Annotated in this window: 13 protein-coding genes; 8 read left to right on the plus strand and 5 right to left on the minus strand. The window is 66.1% G+C overall.

What is annotated here, in order from left to right; all coding sequences use genetic code 11:
- Positions 1-2 precede the first annotated feature (2 nt).
- Genes PCK14_RS08780 through PCK14_RS08795 form a run of 4 tightly spaced genes read right to left on the minus strand, consistent with a single transcriptional unit; the run spans position 3 to position 5,040 of the window.
- On the minus strand, positions 3-1,355 hold the full coding sequence (locus PCK14_RS08780; protein WP_269938096.1) for an MFS transporter: 1,353 nt from the start codon (positions 1,353-1,355) through the stop codon (positions 3-5).
- A 13-nt stretch (positions 1,356-1,368) separates the two neighbouring features.
- Positions 1,369-2,463, minus strand: a complete 1,095-nt coding sequence (locus PCK14_RS08785; RefSeq protein ID WP_269938097.1) for a serine hydrolase domain-containing protein — start codon at positions 2,461-2,463, stop codon at positions 1,369-1,371.
- Positions 2,464-2,497: 34 nt separating this feature from the next.
- Complete coding sequence (gene murQ / locus PCK14_RS08790) at positions 2,498-3,445, minus strand: N-acetylmuramic acid 6-phosphate etherase (protein ID WP_269938098.1); 948 nt, start codon at positions 3,443-3,445, stop codon at positions 2,498-2,500.
- A 38-nt stretch (positions 3,446-3,483) separates the two neighbouring features.
- A complete protein-coding gene (locus tag PCK14_RS08795) occupies positions 3,484-5,040 on the minus strand; it encodes a glycoside hydrolase family 3 protein (RefSeq protein WP_269938099.1) in 1,557 nt (518 codons plus the stop codon).
- A 77-nt stretch (positions 5,041-5,117) separates the two neighbouring features.
- Between PCK14_RS08795 and purH the strand changes: the two genes are divergently transcribed.
- Positions 5,118-6,785 carry a bifunctional phosphoribosylaminoimidazolecarboxamide formyltransferase/IMP cyclohydrolase gene (gene purH / locus PCK14_RS08800; RefSeq protein WP_269938100.1) on the plus strand — a complete coding sequence of 556 codons (1,668 nt, stop codon included), beginning with the start codon at positions 5,118-5,120 and terminating at the stop codon, positions 6,783-6,785.
- Between the two features lie 288 nt (positions 6,786-7,073).
- Here the strand turns inward: purH and PCK14_RS08805 are convergent, their stop codons facing one another.
- Entirely contained in the window at positions 7,074-7,577 is a 504-nt protein-coding gene (locus PCK14_RS08805; RefSeq protein WP_269938101.1) for a ferritin, read from the minus strand.
- A 182-nt stretch (positions 7,578-7,759) separates the two neighbouring features.
- Between PCK14_RS08805 and PCK14_RS08810 the strand changes: the two genes are divergently transcribed.
- The 7 genes from PCK14_RS08810 to PCK14_RS08840 all read left to right on the plus strand — a co-directional run bounded on the left by PCK14_RS08810 (position 7,760) and on the right by PCK14_RS08840 (position 16,954).
- Positions 7,760-9,979, plus strand: a complete 2,220-nt coding sequence (locus PCK14_RS08810; protein WP_269938102.1) for an NADP-dependent isocitrate dehydrogenase — start codon at positions 7,760-7,762, stop codon at positions 9,977-9,979.
- Between the two features lie 96 nt (positions 9,980-10,075).
- Positions 10,076-11,569, plus strand: coding sequence for an MFS transporter (locus PCK14_RS08815; RefSeq protein WP_269938103.1), 1,494 nt, complete (start codon positions 10,076-10,078; stop codon positions 11,567-11,569).
- Positions 11,570-11,753: 184 nt separating this feature from the next.
- Complete coding sequence (locus tag PCK14_RS08820; protein WP_269938104.1) at positions 11,754-12,989, plus strand: branched-chain amino acid ABC transporter substrate-binding protein; 1,236 nt, start codon at positions 11,754-11,756, stop codon at positions 12,987-12,989.
- Between the two features lie 141 nt (positions 12,990-13,130).
- Positions 13,131-14,138, plus strand: coding sequence for a branched-chain amino acid ABC transporter permease (locus tag PCK14_RS08825; protein WP_269938105.1), 1,008 nt, complete (start codon positions 13,131-13,133; stop codon positions 14,136-14,138).
- On the plus strand, positions 14,135-15,340 hold the full coding sequence (locus PCK14_RS08830) for a branched-chain amino acid ABC transporter permease (RefSeq protein ID WP_269938106.1): 1,206 nt from the start codon (positions 14,135-14,137) through the stop codon (positions 15,338-15,340). Before PCK14_RS08825 ends, PCK14_RS08830 begins: the two co-directional genes overlap by 4 nt.
- Positions 15,341-15,405: 65 nt before the next feature.
- On the plus strand, positions 15,406-16,257 hold the full coding sequence (locus tag PCK14_RS08835; protein WP_269938115.1) for an ABC transporter ATP-binding protein: 852 nt from the start codon (positions 15,406-15,408) through the stop codon (positions 16,255-16,257).
- Positions 16,244-16,954 carry an ABC transporter ATP-binding protein gene (locus tag PCK14_RS08840; RefSeq protein ID WP_269938107.1) on the plus strand — a complete coding sequence of 237 codons (711 nt, stop codon included), beginning with the start codon at positions 16,244-16,246 and terminating at the stop codon, positions 16,952-16,954. The genes PCK14_RS08835 and PCK14_RS08840 overlap by 14 nt, the downstream gene beginning before the upstream one ends.
- Positions 16,955-16,987: the final 33 nt, after the last annotated feature.

Raw genomic sequence — 16,987 nt, forward strand, 5'->3', positions numbered from 1 at the left:
GGTCAGTGCAGGGCCGCGCCCTTGGTTTCCGGGGCGGCCAAGGCCATCCAGATGACGGCCAGCAGCACGAGCCCACCCGTCAGGGCAAACGTCAGGGGCAGCCCCAGCACGGGCCACAGCAGCGAGCCGAAGATGAGCGGCACAAGGCCTGCGCCCACGCGGGAAATGGTCGAGGCCCAGCCGAAGCCCGTGGCCCGCAGCTCGGTGGGGTACAGCTCGGAAACATAGGTGTACAGAACGGGGATGGCCACTTGGATGACAAAGCCAAACACCAGCAGCCACACTTGGGCGGCCGCCGGGGCGTCCAGCACCAGCGCAAAGATGACCAGCGACAACGCCGCGAGGGGGCCCGTGATGCCCAGGATCCACTTGCGGCCCAGCCGCTCCACGAGCAGCGCGGCGGCGATGACGCCCACCAGCCCGATCCCGGTCATGGAAGCCGTGGCCATGAACGCCTTGTTTTCCGCGTAGCCCGTGGCCACCAGGATGGACGGCATCCACGTGAGCGCCCCGTAGTAGACCAGCAGGATGGTCAAGAACAGGGACCACGCGACGCCGGTGATCCGCCAGTTGAAACGCCACAGCCCGGCCAGCTGGTCCGTGACCTTGCCCAGCGAGAGCTTGGGGGCGTCAGCCGCATCCGGCAGCGTCCACGCGCCCACGGTGGCACCCGTGCGCTTGATCAGGGATTCAATGACGGCCTTCGCCTCGGCCGGCCGCCCCGCCCGCACCAGGTACAGCGGCGATTCCGGCACGCCCACTCGCACCCAGAACACCAGGAGCGCCGGCAGCACCATGACGAGCATGAGGTAGCGCCAGTTCCCAAAGGAGGCCATGAGCACTGCTGAGACCACCCCGCACAGCGTGGCGCCAATGGGCCACCACGCGTCCATGGCGGTGAGCACGCGGCCGCGGTGCTTGCGCGGGGTGAACTCGCCCACCAGGGCATAGTCCACCGGGATGCAGCCGCCCAGGCCAAAGCCGGCCATGAAGCGGAACACGCAAAACAGCACAATCTCGTTGGAGAACGCGCCCAGGACGGTGAACACGGAGAAGATCAGCAGCGTGAGCGTGAACGCCTTCTTCCGCCCGATGATGTCCGCGATGGACCCCCAGGCGAACGCACCCACGGCCATGCCGATCAAGTTTGCGGTGCCGATCCATGCGGCCTGCCCGGGCGTGAGTCCCCATTCCTTGGACAGCAGCGGGATCAGGAAGCCGTTGAGCGTCACGTCCCAGGCGTCGAACATGAAGCCCAGGCCGCCGATCAAGAAGATGCTGCCCTGCACCCGCCAGCGCCAGGGCAGTTCCTGGACCACGCGGTCGCCGGTCAAAATTGCGGTGGGGGTGCTCATGCTGCCTTTCGATTCACTTGGCAAAAGAATAGACGACGTCGGACACGGCCTTGCGCAGTGCCGTCGCGTCATCCCCGTCCCGGCTGGGGCTCACCCGGTTGGCCAGCAGCGAGACCACCACGCCGCGGGACCGGTCCACCAGCAGGGAGGTTCCGGTGAAGCCGCCGTGCCCGCGTGCCTCGGTGCCTTCGGTGCCCATCCACGGCTGCTGGTTGATGCGCAGCCCCAGCCCGTGTCCAAATCCGGGGTCTGCCGGGTTGAAGTTTGCCCCCAGAACTTCGGGGAGCTGGCTGCGCCACATCTCCGCGGCCAGCGCGGGGGTGAGGATGCCGGGCAGCCCGTCCAGCAGTGCCATGCCGAAGACGCGCAGACCGTCGGCCGTGGCAAACATGCCGGCGTTGCCGCTGAGTCCGCCCAGGGACCACGCGGCCTCGTCGTGCACGATCCCGCGCACCAGGCCGCGCCCCAGCCCCGGCTGGAACTCCGTGGGGGCGGAGTGTTCAATGCGCGGCGTGCCCGTGATGCCGTCGGTGGGCAGCTGGTAGAGCAGGCGTTCCTTGACCAGCTGACCCCACGGCGTCTTGGTGGCATGCTCGGCCAGCGCCATGATGGTGTTGAACCCCGCGCAGGAGTACTCGAAGCGGGTGCCTGGCGCGGCTTCCAACTCTGTGGCCAGCAGCTCCGCCACGAGGGCCCGGCGCCGGAAGCCGCGTCCCTCCGACAATGCGGCGTGCCAGCCACGCCATTCGGACGGCAGCCCGGAGGTGTGGGTCAGCAAATGCCGCAGCGTGACCTTCGCCTTGTCGCCGGACGCGTAGGCCGGCAGCCGCCTGCCAATGGGGGAGTCCAGCTCCAGCACGCCGCTGTCCACCAGGAGCAGTGCGGTGACAGTGGTGAACAGCTTGGTCACGGAGGCCAGGTCGAAGTACGTCCCTTGCCCGGCGCGTCCCGCCGTGAGGACGGGGAATTCCCGCCTGCCCGCCCCGGGCCCGCCCAGCACCACGGCGCAGCTCACCGCGGGTGCCACGCCGTCCTTGACTGCCGCGTCCAGCAGGGCCTGCAGCTTGCGTCGCCCGTCTGTTGCGGGGAAGTGGTGCGGTGCGTTCATGGGTGGGTCCCGCCGTCGTGCGTGGATGGGTCGGTTACGAGGTGGCGCCGGCGTCGATGGCTGCCGGCAGGAAACCGCCGTTCTCGGTGAGGAGTTCGGCGGCACGTTCGGTGGGCAGGCCAGTGAGGATGGCCAGGATTGCGGTCTTGACGTGGCCGTCGGCCGCCGTGAGTGCCGCGGTGGCGGTGGCTGCGTCGCAGCCCGTGACGCCCATGAGGGTGCGGGTGCTGCGGGCGTGCAGCTTGGCGTTGGTGGCGCGCAGGTCCACCATGACGTTCTTGTACGTCTTGCCCAGGCGGACCATGGTGATGGTGCTGATCATGTTCAGCACCAGCTTCTGGCAGGTGCCGGACTTCAGCCGCGTTGAGCCGGTCAAGAATTCCGGGCCCACCTCAATTTCCAGGGCGGCATCGGCGGCGGCACCCAGCGGCGAGCCGTTGTTGCAGGCAAATCCCACTGTGTAGGCGCCGGCGGCCCGGGCGGCATTCACGGCGGCAATCACGTAGGGGGTGCGGCCGGATGCGGCAATGCCCACCACGGAGTCATCGGGGCCAATGGTCAGCGCGGCCATGTCGGCGGCGCCGGCTTCCTCGCTGTCCTCGGCGTTTTCCACGGCCTGGTCCACGGCTGCCTGGCCGCCGGCAATGACGCCCACCACCAGGGACGGGTCGGTGCCGAAAGTGGGCGGGCATTCGCTGGCATCCAGGATGCCCATGCGGCCCGGCGTGCCGGCGCCGACGTAGATGAGGCGCCCACCGCGCAGCATGCGGGCGGCAATCTCATCGATGACAGCGGCAATGGTGTGCTGTTCGCGGGCGATGGCCGCCGGGACCAGGGCGTCCTCGCGGTTCATGCCGGCCACGAGCTCGGCCGTGGACAGGGCGGCCAGGTCGGGGTAATTCGGGTTGGACGCCTCGGTGACAAGGGTGCCGATCTGGTTCCGGACGGCGTCAATGGTGGAGGGAGTTTCGGGGGTGCTCAATGGATTCCTTCTTGCAACTGGGGGAGGGAGCGGGCAGGCTAGGCGGTTTCGAGCAGGCTGACCACGGCCTCGGCGGTGACGCGGCTGAAGCCGTGGCAGTGGATGGCCGGGAACGTGGTGGGTGCGTCGGGGGCCAGGCCGGCGTTGATGCACACGGCTGCAGGGGCGGTGGCAAAGGCAAGTTCCAGGGTTTCCTGCTGCTCCGCGGACGCCAGGGAATCGACAAGGACCAGCACGGCGCCTTGCGACTGCATGAGTGCCACCTCCAGCTCGGCGCCGGACAGCTCAGCGGCCAGCAGCTCCGTCACGGCGTAGTTGCCCAGCGCGGTGGCCACGAAGTTGTCCGTGGGGCCGGCCGCCATGTTGTGCCCCGTGCGGGCATCGACCAGGGTGACGACCCCGGAACCGGCCAGCACGGGGCCGGTGCCCAGTGAATCGACGCGGCAGGCGCGGGCAGCGACGGAAACCCATTCGACGCCGTCGTCCGCGGTGGCCGAAACGTCCCCGGCCGACCACAGCGCCAGGGCCTGGACGCGGGCGGCGGCGCGGCGCAGCAGCTCCACGGGCAGGCGGCCCGCAAGCACCGCGGCGTGGAGTGCGTCGTAGACTTCCACGTAGCAGGACTCGTCATCGCGGCCGGTGGTGTAGGCGTTCAGCGGGTTGCCCACGCACAGCAGGTCGTTGCCGGCGAGCAGGGCCAGCACGCCGCCCTCGCCGGGGCCAACCGTGGCGCGCACGGCAGCCATGTCCAGCGCGTCGGTGATGAGCACGCCCTCAAAGCCCATGCCGCGCAGCAGGGCCGCGGCGGCCGGGTTCAGCGTGGCGGGGGCCTCGCCCAGCTCGGGGATGATGATGTGCGCGCTCATCATGGACGCGACGCCGGCCTCCACGGCGGCCTGGAACGGCGGCAGGTGGAATTCGGCCATCTCGGCCAGGCTCAGGTCCACGCGGGCGGTGTCCATGTGCGAGTCCGCCACGGTGTCACCGTGCCCCGGGAAGTGCTTGGCGCAGGCTGCCACGCGCAGCTCCTGGATGCCCTTGACGGCCGCTGCGGTGTGCACGTTCACCAGCTCCGTGTCGGCGCCGAACGCGCGCACGCCGATCACCGGGTTGAGCGGGTTCGTGTTGACGTCGGCCACGGGCGCAATGGTCAGGTTGATGCCGGCGTCGCGGCACAGCCGGCCAATGGCGCGCCCTGCCGCCTCAGTGGTGGCCGGCTCGTTGAGGGCGCCCAGCACGGCGGCGCCGGGGATCGTGGATCCGTCGCGGGCCTGCAGGCGGGTCACATTGCCGCCCTCCTCGTCCACGCCGATCACGGCGGCCGGGTTGGCCCCGCGGATCTCGGCGGACAGCGCGGCCACCTGGCCGGGCGCATCGGGGTCAATGTTGTGGCCAAAGTAGACCACGCCGGCCAGCCCCTCGCGGAGGGCGCCTTCCAACCACTTTGGCACGGTTGTGCCAACAAATCCCGGGAGGATCACGGAGTTGATCAGGCGCGGCAGGTCCGCGGGAATTTCCGGGGACACGGAGGCGGCTTCTTCGGCCTGCGCGGTCGCGGCGGGGGACGGGGCGTGGTGCAAATCACTGGAGGTCATGATGGAAATCCTACCGGCGCGTAGTGGCCTAAACTTTATGTGTCGCCATCATCAAGCCACCCTTACGGAGATTTTCTGTGACCAGCGTTCCTCTCAACCGTGTTCCCATCCGCCGGGCATTGATCTCGGTCTACGACAAGACTGGTTTGGAGGAGCTCGCCGCCGGCCTGCACGCCGCCGGTGTTGCCATTGTTTCCACCGGCTCCACGGCATCGAGGATCGCTGCTGCAGGCGTGCCCGTCACCGAGGTGTCCGAGGTGACTGGCTTCCAGGAATGCCTGGACGGCCGCGTCAAGACCCTGCACCCGCTGATCCACGCCGGCATTCTGGCTGACCGCCGCCTGCCAGACCACGTCCAGCAGCTGGCCGACATGAACATTGAGCCCTTCGACCTGGTCGTGGTGAACCTGTACCCGTTCGTCGACACCGTCAACTCCGGCGCCGGCCAGGACGCCGTCGTCGAGCAGATCGACATTGGCGGCCCGTCCATGGTCCGCGCCGCCGCCAAGAACCACCCCTCGGTGGCCGTTGTGGTTGACCCGGCCCGCTACGGCTCCGTCATTGCCGCAGCAGCCGAAGGCGGCTTCACGCTCGCCGCCCGCCAGCGCCTGGCCGCCGCCGCCTTCGCACACACCGCCGCCTACGACAACGCCGTGGCAGCTTGGACCTCCGCCCAGTTCCTGGACGAGGACGGCGACGGCATCATTGACTGGCCCGCCTACGCCGGCTTCTCGCTGGAACGCTCCGAGGTGCTGCGCTACGGCGAAAACCCGCACCAGCAGGCAGCCCTGTACGTGGACAAGGGTGCACCCTCGGGCATCGCCCAGGCCGACCAGCTGCACGGCAAGGCCATGAGCTACAACAACTTCGTTGACGCCGACGCAGCCCTGCGCGCAGCGTTCGACTTCGACGAGCCCGCAGTGGCCGTCATCAAGCACGCCAACCCCTGCGGTGTTGCCGTGGCTTCCCCGGACGCCGTGGACCCCATTGCCGACGCCCACGCCAAGGCCCACGCCTGCGACCCTCTCTCCGCATTCGGCGGCGTCATCGCGGCCAACCGCACCGTCACGGCCGGCATGGCCCGCACCGTGGCAGGCATCTTCACCGAGGTTGTCATCGCCCCGGACTTCGAGCCCGAAGCCGTGGAGATCCTCTCCAAGAAGAAGAACATCCGCCTGCTGGCCCTGCCCGAGGGCTACGGCCGCTACCCGGCAGAGGTCCGCCAGGTCTCCGGCGGCATGCTCGTGCAGATCTCCGACCGCGTTGACGCCGACGGCGACGACACCGCCAACTGGACGCTCGCCGCGGGCGCCCCGGCAGACGAGGCAACCCTCGCGGACCTGAAGTTCGCCTGGACCGCCGTCCGCGCCGCCAAGTCCAACGCCATCCTGCTCGCCAACAACGGCGCCGCAGTGGGCATCGGCATGGGCCAGGTCAACCGCGTGGATTCCTGCAAGCTGGCCGTTGAGCGCGCCAACACGCTCGGTGTCACGGTGGAGTCCGACGTTGATGCAGCCGGCGGCGCCTCGGGCACCGAAGGTGTTTCGGCACAGCGCTCCATCGGCGCCGTGGCCTCCTCCGACGCGTTCTTCCCGTTCGCCGACGGCCTGCAGATCCTGCTCGACGCCGGCGTCCGCGCCGTGGTCCAGCCCGGCGGCTCGGTCCGCGACGAGGAAGTCATCGCGGCAGCCAACGAAGCCGGCATCACCATGTACTTCACCGGTGCGCGCCACTTCTTCCACTAGCATGGCGTGGCTGTGGGAGCCCGGCGTGGCAGCAACCCTGATCATCGGGGCAGCGACGCTGGCGTTCCTGGTCCTGCTGGCGGGCATAGTCCTTGCAATGCGGCGCTAGGCGCATAGAGCACGACGGCGGGAGGTCACCTTTTGAAAGAAAGGCAACCTCCCGCCGTCCCCCTTAACCGACGCCGCATCACTTAACGGGCTTAAACCCATTGCGCTCCCTCACCTAAGTGAGGGAGCGTAGTGGGTTAAACAGCATCAAGTGATGCCGCGTCGGGGTGGGGGAGTGGGTTACTCGCCGGCTGCGTTGCGGGCGCCGAGCTCGGCATCCAGGCGCAGCAGGCCGTTTCCGTCGGCACCGATCAGCCGCACGCGGCCAATGATCTCACCCACGGTGGCCTCTTCCTCAAGCTGCTCCTCGATGAACCAGTTCAGCAGGGGGATGGAGTCGATGTCGCCCTCGGCCTGGGCCAGGCGGTAAAGGTTCCGGATGGACTCGGAGACCTTCTGCTCGTGGGCCAGGGACGCCTCGAAGGCTTCCAGGACGCTGTTGATGGTGACGTTCGGGGCGGTCAGGTTGCCAATCTTCGGGGCCGCGTTGCGGTCCGTCATGTGGTCGGTGAACTTTTGTGCGTGCACCAGTTCCTCCGCGGACTGGGCCAGGAACCAGCCGGAGATTCCGGGGAGGTCCTGGACATCCATTTCAATGGCCAGCTGGCGGTATACAACCGAGGCCTGGATTTCCAGCGTGATCTGGTCGTTGAAGGCGTCTGCGAGTTTTCCTTTGAGTTCCATGCCTTCACGCTATTGCCAAAAGCCCCTTCGTGCATGCCAAGCAAGGCTAAATTCACTTAGGACAGTGTCACCTAAGGCCGCGATGGCGGGCAATGCGGTGCACTCGGGTAAGTTAGGAGGGAAAGAAATCGAAGCAGTTGCGCAGATATCCGCTGAATTTTTTGTAGGAGACGCCTCAACCCATGGCAAAAATCATCTATACCCTCACTGACGAAGCGCCCATGTTGGCCACGTACTCGCTCCTGCCGATTGTTGAGGCCTTCGCCTCCACGGCCGGCGTCGACGTGGAAACCCGCGACATCTCCCTGTCCGGGCGCATCATTGCCGTCTTTGGCGACTACCTGACGGAAGAGCAGCGCACCGCCGACGCCCTGGCCGAGCTGGGCGCACTGGCCAAGAGCCCGGATGCAAACATCATCAAGCTGCCGAACATCAGCGCCTCCATCCCGCAGCTGAAGTCGGCCGTCGCCGAACTCCAGGGCCAGGGCTTCGCCCTTCCGGACTACCCGGATGACCCCTCCACCGATGAGGAAAAGGACATCCGCGCCCGCTACGACAAGATCAAGGGCAGCGCCGTGAACCCGGTCCTGCGCGAAGGCAACTCCGACCGCCGCGCACCCCTCTCGGTCAAGAACTACGCCAAGGCCAACCCGCACAGCATGGGCGCCTGGACCGCGGACTCCAAGACCAACGTTGCCACCATGGACAGCGGCGACTTCCGCCACAACGAGAAGTCAGTGGTCATCGGGGCAGATGACAAGCTGAAGATCCAGTTCGTTGCAGCCGACGGCACCACCACCGTGCTCAAGGAATCCGTCCCCGTGCTGGCCGGTGAGGTTGTTGACGGCACCGTCATGCGCGCCGCAGCCCTGGATGAGTTCCTCGCCGCACAGGTTGCCCGCGCCAAGGAAGAGGGCATCCTGCTCTCGGCGCACCTGAAGGCCACCATGATGAAGGTCTCCGACCCCATCATCTTCGGCCACGTGGTCAAGGCCTACTTCCCGGAACTGTTCGCCAACTACGGCGAGGCACTTGCCGCAGCCGGCTTGAGCCCGGCCAACGGCCTGGCTTCCATCCTCAACGGCCTGGGCAACCTGCCCGAAGATGTGCGCGCAGGCGTCGAAGCAGCCATCAAGGCCGGCTACGACAACGGCCCGGCACTGGCCATGGTTGATTCCGACAAGGGCATCACCAACCTCCACGTCCCCTCCGACGTGATCGTTGACGCCTCCATGCCCGCCATGATCCGCACCTCCGGCCACATGTGGGGCCCGGACGGCGCAGAAGCCGACACCCTGGCCGTGCTGCCGGACAGCAGCTACGCAGGCGTCTACCAGGCCACGATCGAGGACTGCCGCGCAAACGGCGCCTTCGACCCCACCACCATGGGCACCGTCCCCAACGTGGGCCTCATGGCACAGGCGGCCGAGGAATACGGCAGCCACGACAAGACCTTTGAACTGGCCGAGGCCGGCACCGTGCAGATCGTCAACGCCACAGGCGAGGTCCTGATCCAGCACGACGTCGAAGCCGGCGACATCTGGCGCGCCTGCCAGGTCAAGGACATCCCCGTCCGCGACTGGGTCAAGCTGGCCGTCACCCGCGCCCGCGCCTCCGCCACCCCGGCCGTGTTCTGGCTCGATGAGACCCGCGCACACGACGCCAACCTCATCACCAAGGTCAACGAGTACCTGAAGGACCACGACACCGACGGCCTGGAAATCCTCATCAAGTCCCCGGTTGAGGCCACCAAGTACACGCTGGAGCGCATCCGCCGCGGCGAAGACACCATCTCCGTCACCGGCAACGTGCTGCGCGACTACCTGACCGACCTGTTCCCGATCCTGGAACTGGGCACCAGCGCCAAGATGCTCTCCATCGTGCCGCTGATCGCAGGCGGTGGCCTCTTCGAGACCGGCGCCGGCGGCTCCGCCCCGAAGCACGTCCAGCAGCTCGTGAAGGAAAACCACCTCCGCTGGGATTCCCTCGGCGAGTTCCTGGCCCTGGCCGTGAGCTTCGAGCACCTGGCCGTCACCGAGGGCAATGCCCGCGCGCAGATCCTGGCCGACACCCTGGACCGCGCCACCGGCACGTTCCTGCTCGAGGACAAGTCCCCGAAGCGCCGCGTCGGCGAGATCGACAACCGCGGCAGCCACTTCCACCTGGCCAAGTTCTGGGCCCAGGAACTGGCAGCCCAGACCGTTGACGCCGAGCTGGCAGCAGCCTTCGCCGCCGTCGCAGCTGAGCTGACCAACAGCGAGGACGCCATCATTGGCGAGCTCGCAGAGGTTCAGGGCCACGCCGTCGACCTGGGCGGCTACTACCACCCCGACGCAGCGAAGGTCGCAGCCATCATGCGCCCCTCGGCCACGCTGAACGCGGCCATCGCCACCCTGGCGTAGCACGCACACCGGCACAAGGCCCGTCTCCCTCTTGGAGGCGGGCTTTTTGCTGCCCGGGCCTGTTCAGCGCAGGCCCGTCCGTTCTAGGCTGGTTCCATGCCGCAGGACACCAACCCCGCTGCGAATCCTCCCACCGGCGGCACCGCTGTGCCCCAAGACAAGGACGACGCCGGGTTCCCGGCTCCCGGCGCCCGGAGCCACCGCACGTTCCTGCACGTGCTGGTCAACACCGCCGTTGCCAACGTCACCACAAGTTTCCTGTGGTTTGCACTGACCTTCTGGGTGTACCTGGAGACCCACTCCGTGCTGGCCACGGGCCTGGTGGGCGGGGCCTACATGCTGCTCGTTGCTGTTTTTGGCTTGTTCTTTGGCGTGCTCGTTGACAGGTACCGCAAGCACGCCGTCATGATCGGGTCCTCCCTGGCGAGCCTGGCATTTTTTGCCTTGGCCGGGCTCATGTTCTGGATTCTTCCCGGGGAGCTGCTGCTGGACATTTCCAGGCCATGGTTCTGGGCCTTTGCCGTGCTGCTGCTCGTTGGTGCGGTGGTGGAGCAGCTGCGCAACATTGCCCTGTCCACCACCGTGACGCTGTTGGTGCCCCCGGACCGCCGGGCGCAGGCCAACGGGCTGGTGGGCTCAGTGCAGGGCATCGCGTTCCTGGTCACGAGCGTCTTCAGCGGCCTCTCCATTGGCCTGCTGGGCATGGGTGGAACCCTGGTGATTGCCCTGCTGGCCATGCTCGGCGTGCTGGCACACCTGCTGGCCATCCGCGTCCCCGAGCCCAGGGTGGTGCGCGCCGAGGACAGCACGGGCCTGGCCGAGTTGCGCCAGGGCGTGGCCGCCGTGCGGGCCACACAGGGCCTGGCGGCCCTGATCGTGTTCACCACCTTCAACAACCTCACCGGTGGCGTCTACATGGCCCTCATGGACCCCTACGGGCTGACCCTGTTCCCGGTGGAGGTGTGGGGGATCGTGCTGGGGGTGACGGCCACGGGTTTCATCATTGGCGGCGGCCTCGTGGCCAAGTTCGGCCTGGGCCGCAAGCCGCTTCGCACCATGCTCATCCTGGTGGCCTGCACGGGCGTCCTCGGGGCCGTCTTTACCCTGCGTGAGTGGTGGTGGCTGTACGCCGTGGGCATCTGGCTGTTCATGATTCTCATGCCCGCCGTCGAGGCGGCCGAGCAAACCATCATCCAGCAGGTGGTTCCGGCAAAGACGCAGGGCCGCGTGTTTGGCCTGGCCATGACAGTGGAATCGGCGGCCACCCCCGTCACGGCCTTCGTGATCGCCCCGCTGGCCGAGTTCTGGATCATTCCCTACATGAAAACCTCCGAAGGAAACCAAACCTGGGGCTGGCTGCTGGGCACGGGCGATGCGCGCGGCATGGCCCTGGTGTTCGTCATTTCCGGCCTGGCCTCGGTGGCGCTTGCCCTGGCAGCTCTTGGAACACGGCAGTACCGGCAGCTCTCGGGGTCCTACGAGGAGGCCGCGCGGCAAGAACGGGCGCAGGCCGCCGATGAAGTTGATGACGCCGATGGGGCCGAAGATGTCGAAACTGCTGACGGTGGGGCGGCGCCGGGGGCGCGCTAAATCCTTGCCGGGGACACGCCGTCGTGCCCCGGAACGGGCAAGAAATCCATCTGTTATCAGATCTTTACGCATAAATGTGTCACGGGTCACATACTGGGGAGTAGGGTCAATTCTCGTGAAGCCAATTGATTCGCCGGACAACGAGGTCCGGCGATCATGGATGCTGACTACGGAAGGCGATTTAATGAACCGCAAGAAAGTAATGACAGCCCTCGCCACGGCCGCAACCGTGACGCTGCTGGTGACGTCGTGCGCCAACCAGGCGGCCACGCCCGGATCCACCTCAGCGGCTGCCGGCGGAGGACTGAACCTGGACATTAAGGTCCTGACATCCATCGAAACCCCGAAGGACGCGGTCCTTCCGGCCGGCGACGGCAAGGCCACCTGTCCGGCCGACACCACGCTGGCCTATATCGGTGCCGAGACCGGTGCCAACGCGCAGCTGGGCATCAACATCTTCAACGGCGTGCAGCTGGCCATCAACCAGCACAACGCGGCAAACCCGGGCTGCCAGGTGGCCTTCAAGAAGTTTGACACCGAAGGCGACCCGACCAAGGCCACCGGCCCCGTCACGCAGGCCACCAAGGAAGAGAACATCATTGGCGTGGTCGGCCTGCCGTTCTCAGGCGAGTCCAAGGCCACCGGCAACATCTTCGAACAGCAGAAGCTGGTCCACATCACCCCCTCGGCCACCAACCCGGCCCTCGTGGACAACGGCTGGAGCACGTTCTTCCGCGGACTGGGCAACGACGCAGTCCAGGGCCCGGCAGCAGCCAAGTTCATGACCGGCACGCTGGGCGCCAAGAAGGTCTACCTGGTCCAGGATGACTCCGACTACGGAATCGGCCTCGGCACCACCACCACAAAGGGCCTGGGCGATGCCCTGGTTGGCTCCGACAAGGTGACCACCGGCCAGAAGGACTTCTCGGCAACCATCTCCAAGATCATCAACGCCAAGGCTGATGCAGTGTTCTACTCGGGCTACTTCGCCGAGGGTGCACCGTTCGACCAGCAGCTGGTGGCCAAGGGCTTCAAGGGCGCATTCGTTGGCCCCGACGGCGTCAAGGATGACCAGTTCATCAAGCAGGCAGGCGACGCCTCGGCCAACGCCTTCTTCACCTGCCCCTGCATTCCCGGTGAGCTGATCCCCACCTTTGCCGACGAATACAAGAAGCTGGCCAATGCCGAGCCCGGAACGTACTCCATTGAGGGCTACGACGCCGCAACCGTGCTGCTCTCCGGCATCGACAAGGGCAACCAGGACCGTGCCAAGCTCCTGGACTGGGTCAAGAACTATGACGCATCCGGCCTGAGCAAGCATTACAAGTGGGACGACAAGGGCGAGCTGGCAGCCCCGACCGTCTACGGCTACCGCGTCGTGGACGGCAAGATCGTCCCCATCGGTGCCATCGGCGAGTAGGGACACCAACACCATGGATGCTGTGGAGCGTGCACGATTGGCGCTCCACAGCATCGTTTTGCTTGCAGACCCGTCCCACCCGCACAACGAGGCAGCCTTGTCCGCAATCCGGACCAAGGCTGACTGGAACTGGACCTACCTATGCTCTCAACAGTTCTCACAGCTGTTCCCGCGGACAGCGACTGGATCAACTTCGACGTTGCCTCACTGGCCCAGAATTTCTGGAGCGCAACCTTTGACGGCCTGACCTTCGGCGCCATTTACGCCCTGGTGGCCCTGGGCTACACGCTGGTCTACGGCGTCTTGAACCTGATCAACTTTGCCCACTCCGAAGTCTTCATCATGGGCTGCTACGCAGTCTTCTTCACCCTCAGCTTCCTGGGCTTTGGCCCCTCGGCCCCCAACCTCAGCTTCGGCCAAATCCTCATCAACATCCTCCTGGCCCTCATAGCGGCGATCGTCGCCTCGGCGGTCACGGCACTTCTTGTGGAACGGCTCGCGTACAGGCCGCTGCGCAAGCGCAATGCACCCCGCCTGGTTTACTTGATCACCGCCATCGGCGCCTCCTTCGTCATCCAGTACCTGATCTTCCTGTGGCGCGGCCCCCTCCCGGAGCCGGCCCTGACCATGTTCATCCCGACACCCGTCTTTGAGGTGTTCGGCACCATCATCGACTCCCAGCAGATCGTCATTGTGGTGGCGGCCGTCATCATGATGGTGGTGGTTGACCAGTTCATCCGGCGCTCCCGCACAGGGCGCGGCATCCGTGCCGTGGCCCAGGACCCCGACACCGCAACCCTGATGGGCGTGAACAAGGAAAAGATCATTGTCACCACCTTCATCATCGGTGGCATCCTGGCAGGCGCCGCAGCATTGTTCTACGTCATGAAAATCCCCTCCGGCGTCCAGTACAACGGCGGATTCATCCTGGGCATCAAGGCCTTCGCCGCCGCCGTCCTTGGCGGCATCGGCAACGTCCGCGGCGCCCTCCTGGGCGGCCTGCTGCTGGGGCTGATTGGCAACTACGGCCAGATTCTCCTCGGCAGTTCGCAATGGACCGACGTCGTGGCCTTCGTGGTCCTGGTCCTGGTCCTGCTGGTCCGCCCGCAGGGCATTCTTGGCACCTCCCTGGGAAGGAGCAAGGCATGAGCACCACTGACGGGCCAACCCCGCTGCCCGGAGCCGCGGCCAGCCAGGCCAAGGCCGACCGCCAGGTTGGCGAAAAGGTGGCCGGCGCCAGCGCCGGCGCACCACACAAGACCGGCTGGTTTGGCCGCTGGAGTGACAAGTGGCAGGCCATGCCCCGCCAAAAGCAGTGGCTGTACCTGATCGTGGTGGTTGTGGTGGCGTACCTGCTGCCCATCATCAACCCGCCGATCATCTCCACCGAACCCGGCAACGACTTCCCGCTGGCCCTGTTCTCCATGGCCGTCTACGCACTCGTGGCCGTGGGCCTGAACATTGTGATCGGCTACGCGGGCCTGCTGGATTTGGGCTACATCGCCTTCTTCGCCGTGGGTTCCTACACGGCGGCCATGATGACCAGCCCTGACTCGCCGTTCGTGAAGATCCCGTACCTGTGGACGCTTCCCCTGGCCATTGTGGTGGCCATGTGCATCGGCGTGATCCTGGGCATCCCCACGCTGCGCCTGCGCGGGGACTACCTGGCCATTGTGACGCTGGGCTTCGGTGAAATCATCCGCATCCTGGCCACCCTGATCCCGGCCATGAAGGGGCAGGTGGGCTTCCAGAACGTTGGCCGCCCGCCCGGCATGGGCGACGACGGCGTCCCCGTCTTCGCCAACTCCAACGGCACGCCGTGGTACTGGCTGACGCTGACCATCTTGATCATTGTCCTGTTCCTGGCCGGCAACCTCGAGCGCAGCCGCGTGGGCCGCTCCTGGATCGCCATCCGCGAGGATGAGGACGCCGCCGAAACCATGGGCGTGCCCACCTTCAAGTACAAGGTGTGGGCGTTTGCGCTCGGCGCCGGCGTGGGTGGGTTGTCAGGTGCCTTGTTCGCCGGGCAGGTGGGCTTCGTCAACAACCAGAAGTTCGACGTCGTCACCTCCATCCTGTTCGTCGCCGCCGTCGTCCTCGGCGGCGTGGGCAACAAGGTCGGTGCCGTGTTTGGCGGGGCCCTGGTGGCCTACATTCCGCTGCGCTTCACCGCCATCGCAGAGTACAAGTACCTCATCTTCGGCATTGCCCTGATGCTCATCATGATTTACCGCTCGAAGGGCCTGATCCCCGCACGGCAACGCCTGCTCGCCTACGGGCAGGTGGCGTACGACCGCGTGCGGAACACGGCCGCGAAACAACCCTCCACAGCCACTGAAAAGGAGGTCTAGCCTTGGGTGCACACAGTCAGGACGTCCCCGTTCCGCAGGAACCCGACGCCAAGGCCCCCATCGAAATGGTGGAACCGCTTGACGTGCCGGAGGAGGTGGCCGAGGCCGCCGCACCGGAACGTGAAATTGATGTCGCCGTGGGCGATGACCTTGTTGAGGTGAAGAACCTGACCATCAAGTTCGGCGGCCTTGTGGCGCTGGACGACGTCAGTTTCACCATCAAGCGCGGTGAAATCCTGGGCCTCATCGGGCCCAACGGTGCAGGCAAGACCACCTGCTTCAACGCCATGACCGGCGTGTACAGGCCCACGAGCGGGCAGGTCCTCATGGAGGGCAGCGTGCTCAACGGCATGAAGCAGCACAAGATCACGCGTGCCGGCATGGCCAGGACCTTCCAAAACATCCGCCTCTTTGGCGAGATGACGGCGCTGGAAAATGTTGTGGTGGGCCTTGACGCCCGGCACAAGACCTCCGTGGTGGGCGCCCTCCTGCGGCTGCCGCGGCACGTCCGGGAGGAAAAATCAGCCATTGAGCGGGGCATGGCGCTGCTTGAATTTGTGGGGATTGCCCAGCATGCCGGCTCACTGGCCCGCAACCTGCCCTACGGCAGCCAGCGCAGGCTGGAGATTGCCCGGGCGCTGGCCACGGATCCCAAGCTGCTGTGCCTGGATGAGCCGGCAGCCGGCTTCAACCCGGCGGAGAAGGAGGACCTCATGGCCCTCATCCGGACCATCCGCGACGACGGCTACACGGTCCTTTTGATTGAGCACGACATGAAACTGGTCATGGGTGTCACCGACAGGATCGTGGTGCTGGAATTCGGCAAGAAGATCGCCGATGGAAAGCCACACGACATCCGTGAAGACCCGCGCGTAATTTCCGCCTACCTAGGGGAGCCAGAAGATGACTTTGCTTGAGCTCGACAATGTCTCAGTCCACTACGGGCGCATCCAGGCCATCCACAACATGTCCTTCACGGTGGAGGAAGGGGAGATTGTGTCCCTGATTGGCGCCAACGGCGCCGGCAAGACCACCACCATGCGGACCATCTCCGGACTGCTCAACCCCTCCAAGGGCTCCATCAAGTTCATGGGTGAGGACATCACCAAGATGAAGGCCCACATCAGGGTGGTGCAGGGCATTTCGCAGGCCCCGGAAGGGCGTGGCGTCTTCCCTGCCATGAGCGTGCTGGAAAACCTCGACATGGGCACGTTTGGCCGCAAGGACCGCAACGGTGTGGGGGATGACCTGGAACGGGTCTTCACGCTGTTCCCCAGGCTCAAGGAGCGCGAGAAGCAGCTGGGCGGCACCATGAGCGGCGGCGAGCAGCAGATGCTGGCAATCGGCAGGGCTCTCATGTCCCGGCCCAAACTGCTCCTGCTCGACGAACCGTCCATGGGGCTGGCCCCGCAGTTCATCCGGCAGATCTTCAAGATCATCACCGAGATCAACAGCCAAGGAACCACCGTGCTGCTCGTGGAGCAAAACGCCAACCAGGCCCTGGCCCGTGCCCACCGCGGCTTTGTGCTGGAAACCGGTGCCATCACGCACAGCGGCACGGGCAAGGAACTGCTGGCCAACCCTGCCATCAAGGAAGCGTACCTGGGCGGCTGACACCACCGGTGGTCGAGCTTGTCCCACGGTGGT

The organism is Arthrobacter sp. HY1533 (assembly GCF_027568515.1).
GTDB lineage: Bacteria > Actinomycetota > Actinomycetes > Actinomycetales > Micrococcaceae > Specibacter.

Bases quoted from the DNA above. Each gene is read 5' to 3' on its own strand.
- PCK14_RS08835 (WP_269938115.1), top strand. From the start codon at position 15,406: ATGGTGGAACCGCTTGACGTGCCGGAGGAGGTGGCCGAGGCCGCCGCA.
- PCK14_RS08815 (WP_269938103.1), top strand. From the start codon at position 10,076: ATGCCGCAGGACACCAACCCCGCTGCGAATCCTCCCACCGGCGGCACC.
- PCK14_RS08830 (WP_269938106.1), top strand. From the start codon at position 14,135: ATGAGCACCACTGACGGGCCAACCCCGCTGCCCGGAGCCGCGGCCAGC.
- PCK14_RS08780 (WP_269938096.1), bottom strand. From the start codon at position 1,355: ATGAGCACCCCCACCGCAATTTTGACCGGCGACCGCGTGGTCCAGGAA.
- PCK14_RS08825 (WP_269938105.1), top strand. From the start codon at position 13,131: ATGCTCTCAACAGTTCTCACAGCTGTTCCCGCGGACAGCGACTGGATC.
- PCK14_RS08820 (WP_269938104.1), top strand. From the start codon at position 11,754: ATGAACCGCAAGAAAGTAATGACAGCCCTCGCCACGGCCGCAACCGTG.
- PCK14_RS08785 (WP_269938097.1), bottom strand. From the start codon at position 2,463: ATGAACGCACCGCACCACTTCCCCGCAACAGACGGGCGACGCAAGCTG.
- PCK14_RS08805 (WP_269938101.1), bottom strand. From the start codon at position 7,577: ATGGAACTCAAAGGAAAACTCGCAGACGCCTTCAACGACCAGATCACG.
- PCK14_RS08840 (WP_269938107.1), top strand. From the start codon at position 16,244: ATGACTTTGCTTGAGCTCGACAATGTCTCAGTCCACTACGGGCGCATC.
- PCK14_RS08810 (WP_269938102.1), top strand. From the start codon at position 7,760: ATGGCAAAAATCATCTATACCCTCACTGACGAAGCGCCCATGTTGGCC.
- PCK14_RS08795 (WP_269938099.1), bottom strand. From the start codon at position 5,040: ATGACCTCCAGTGATTTGCACCACGCCCCGTCCCCCGCCGCGACCGCG.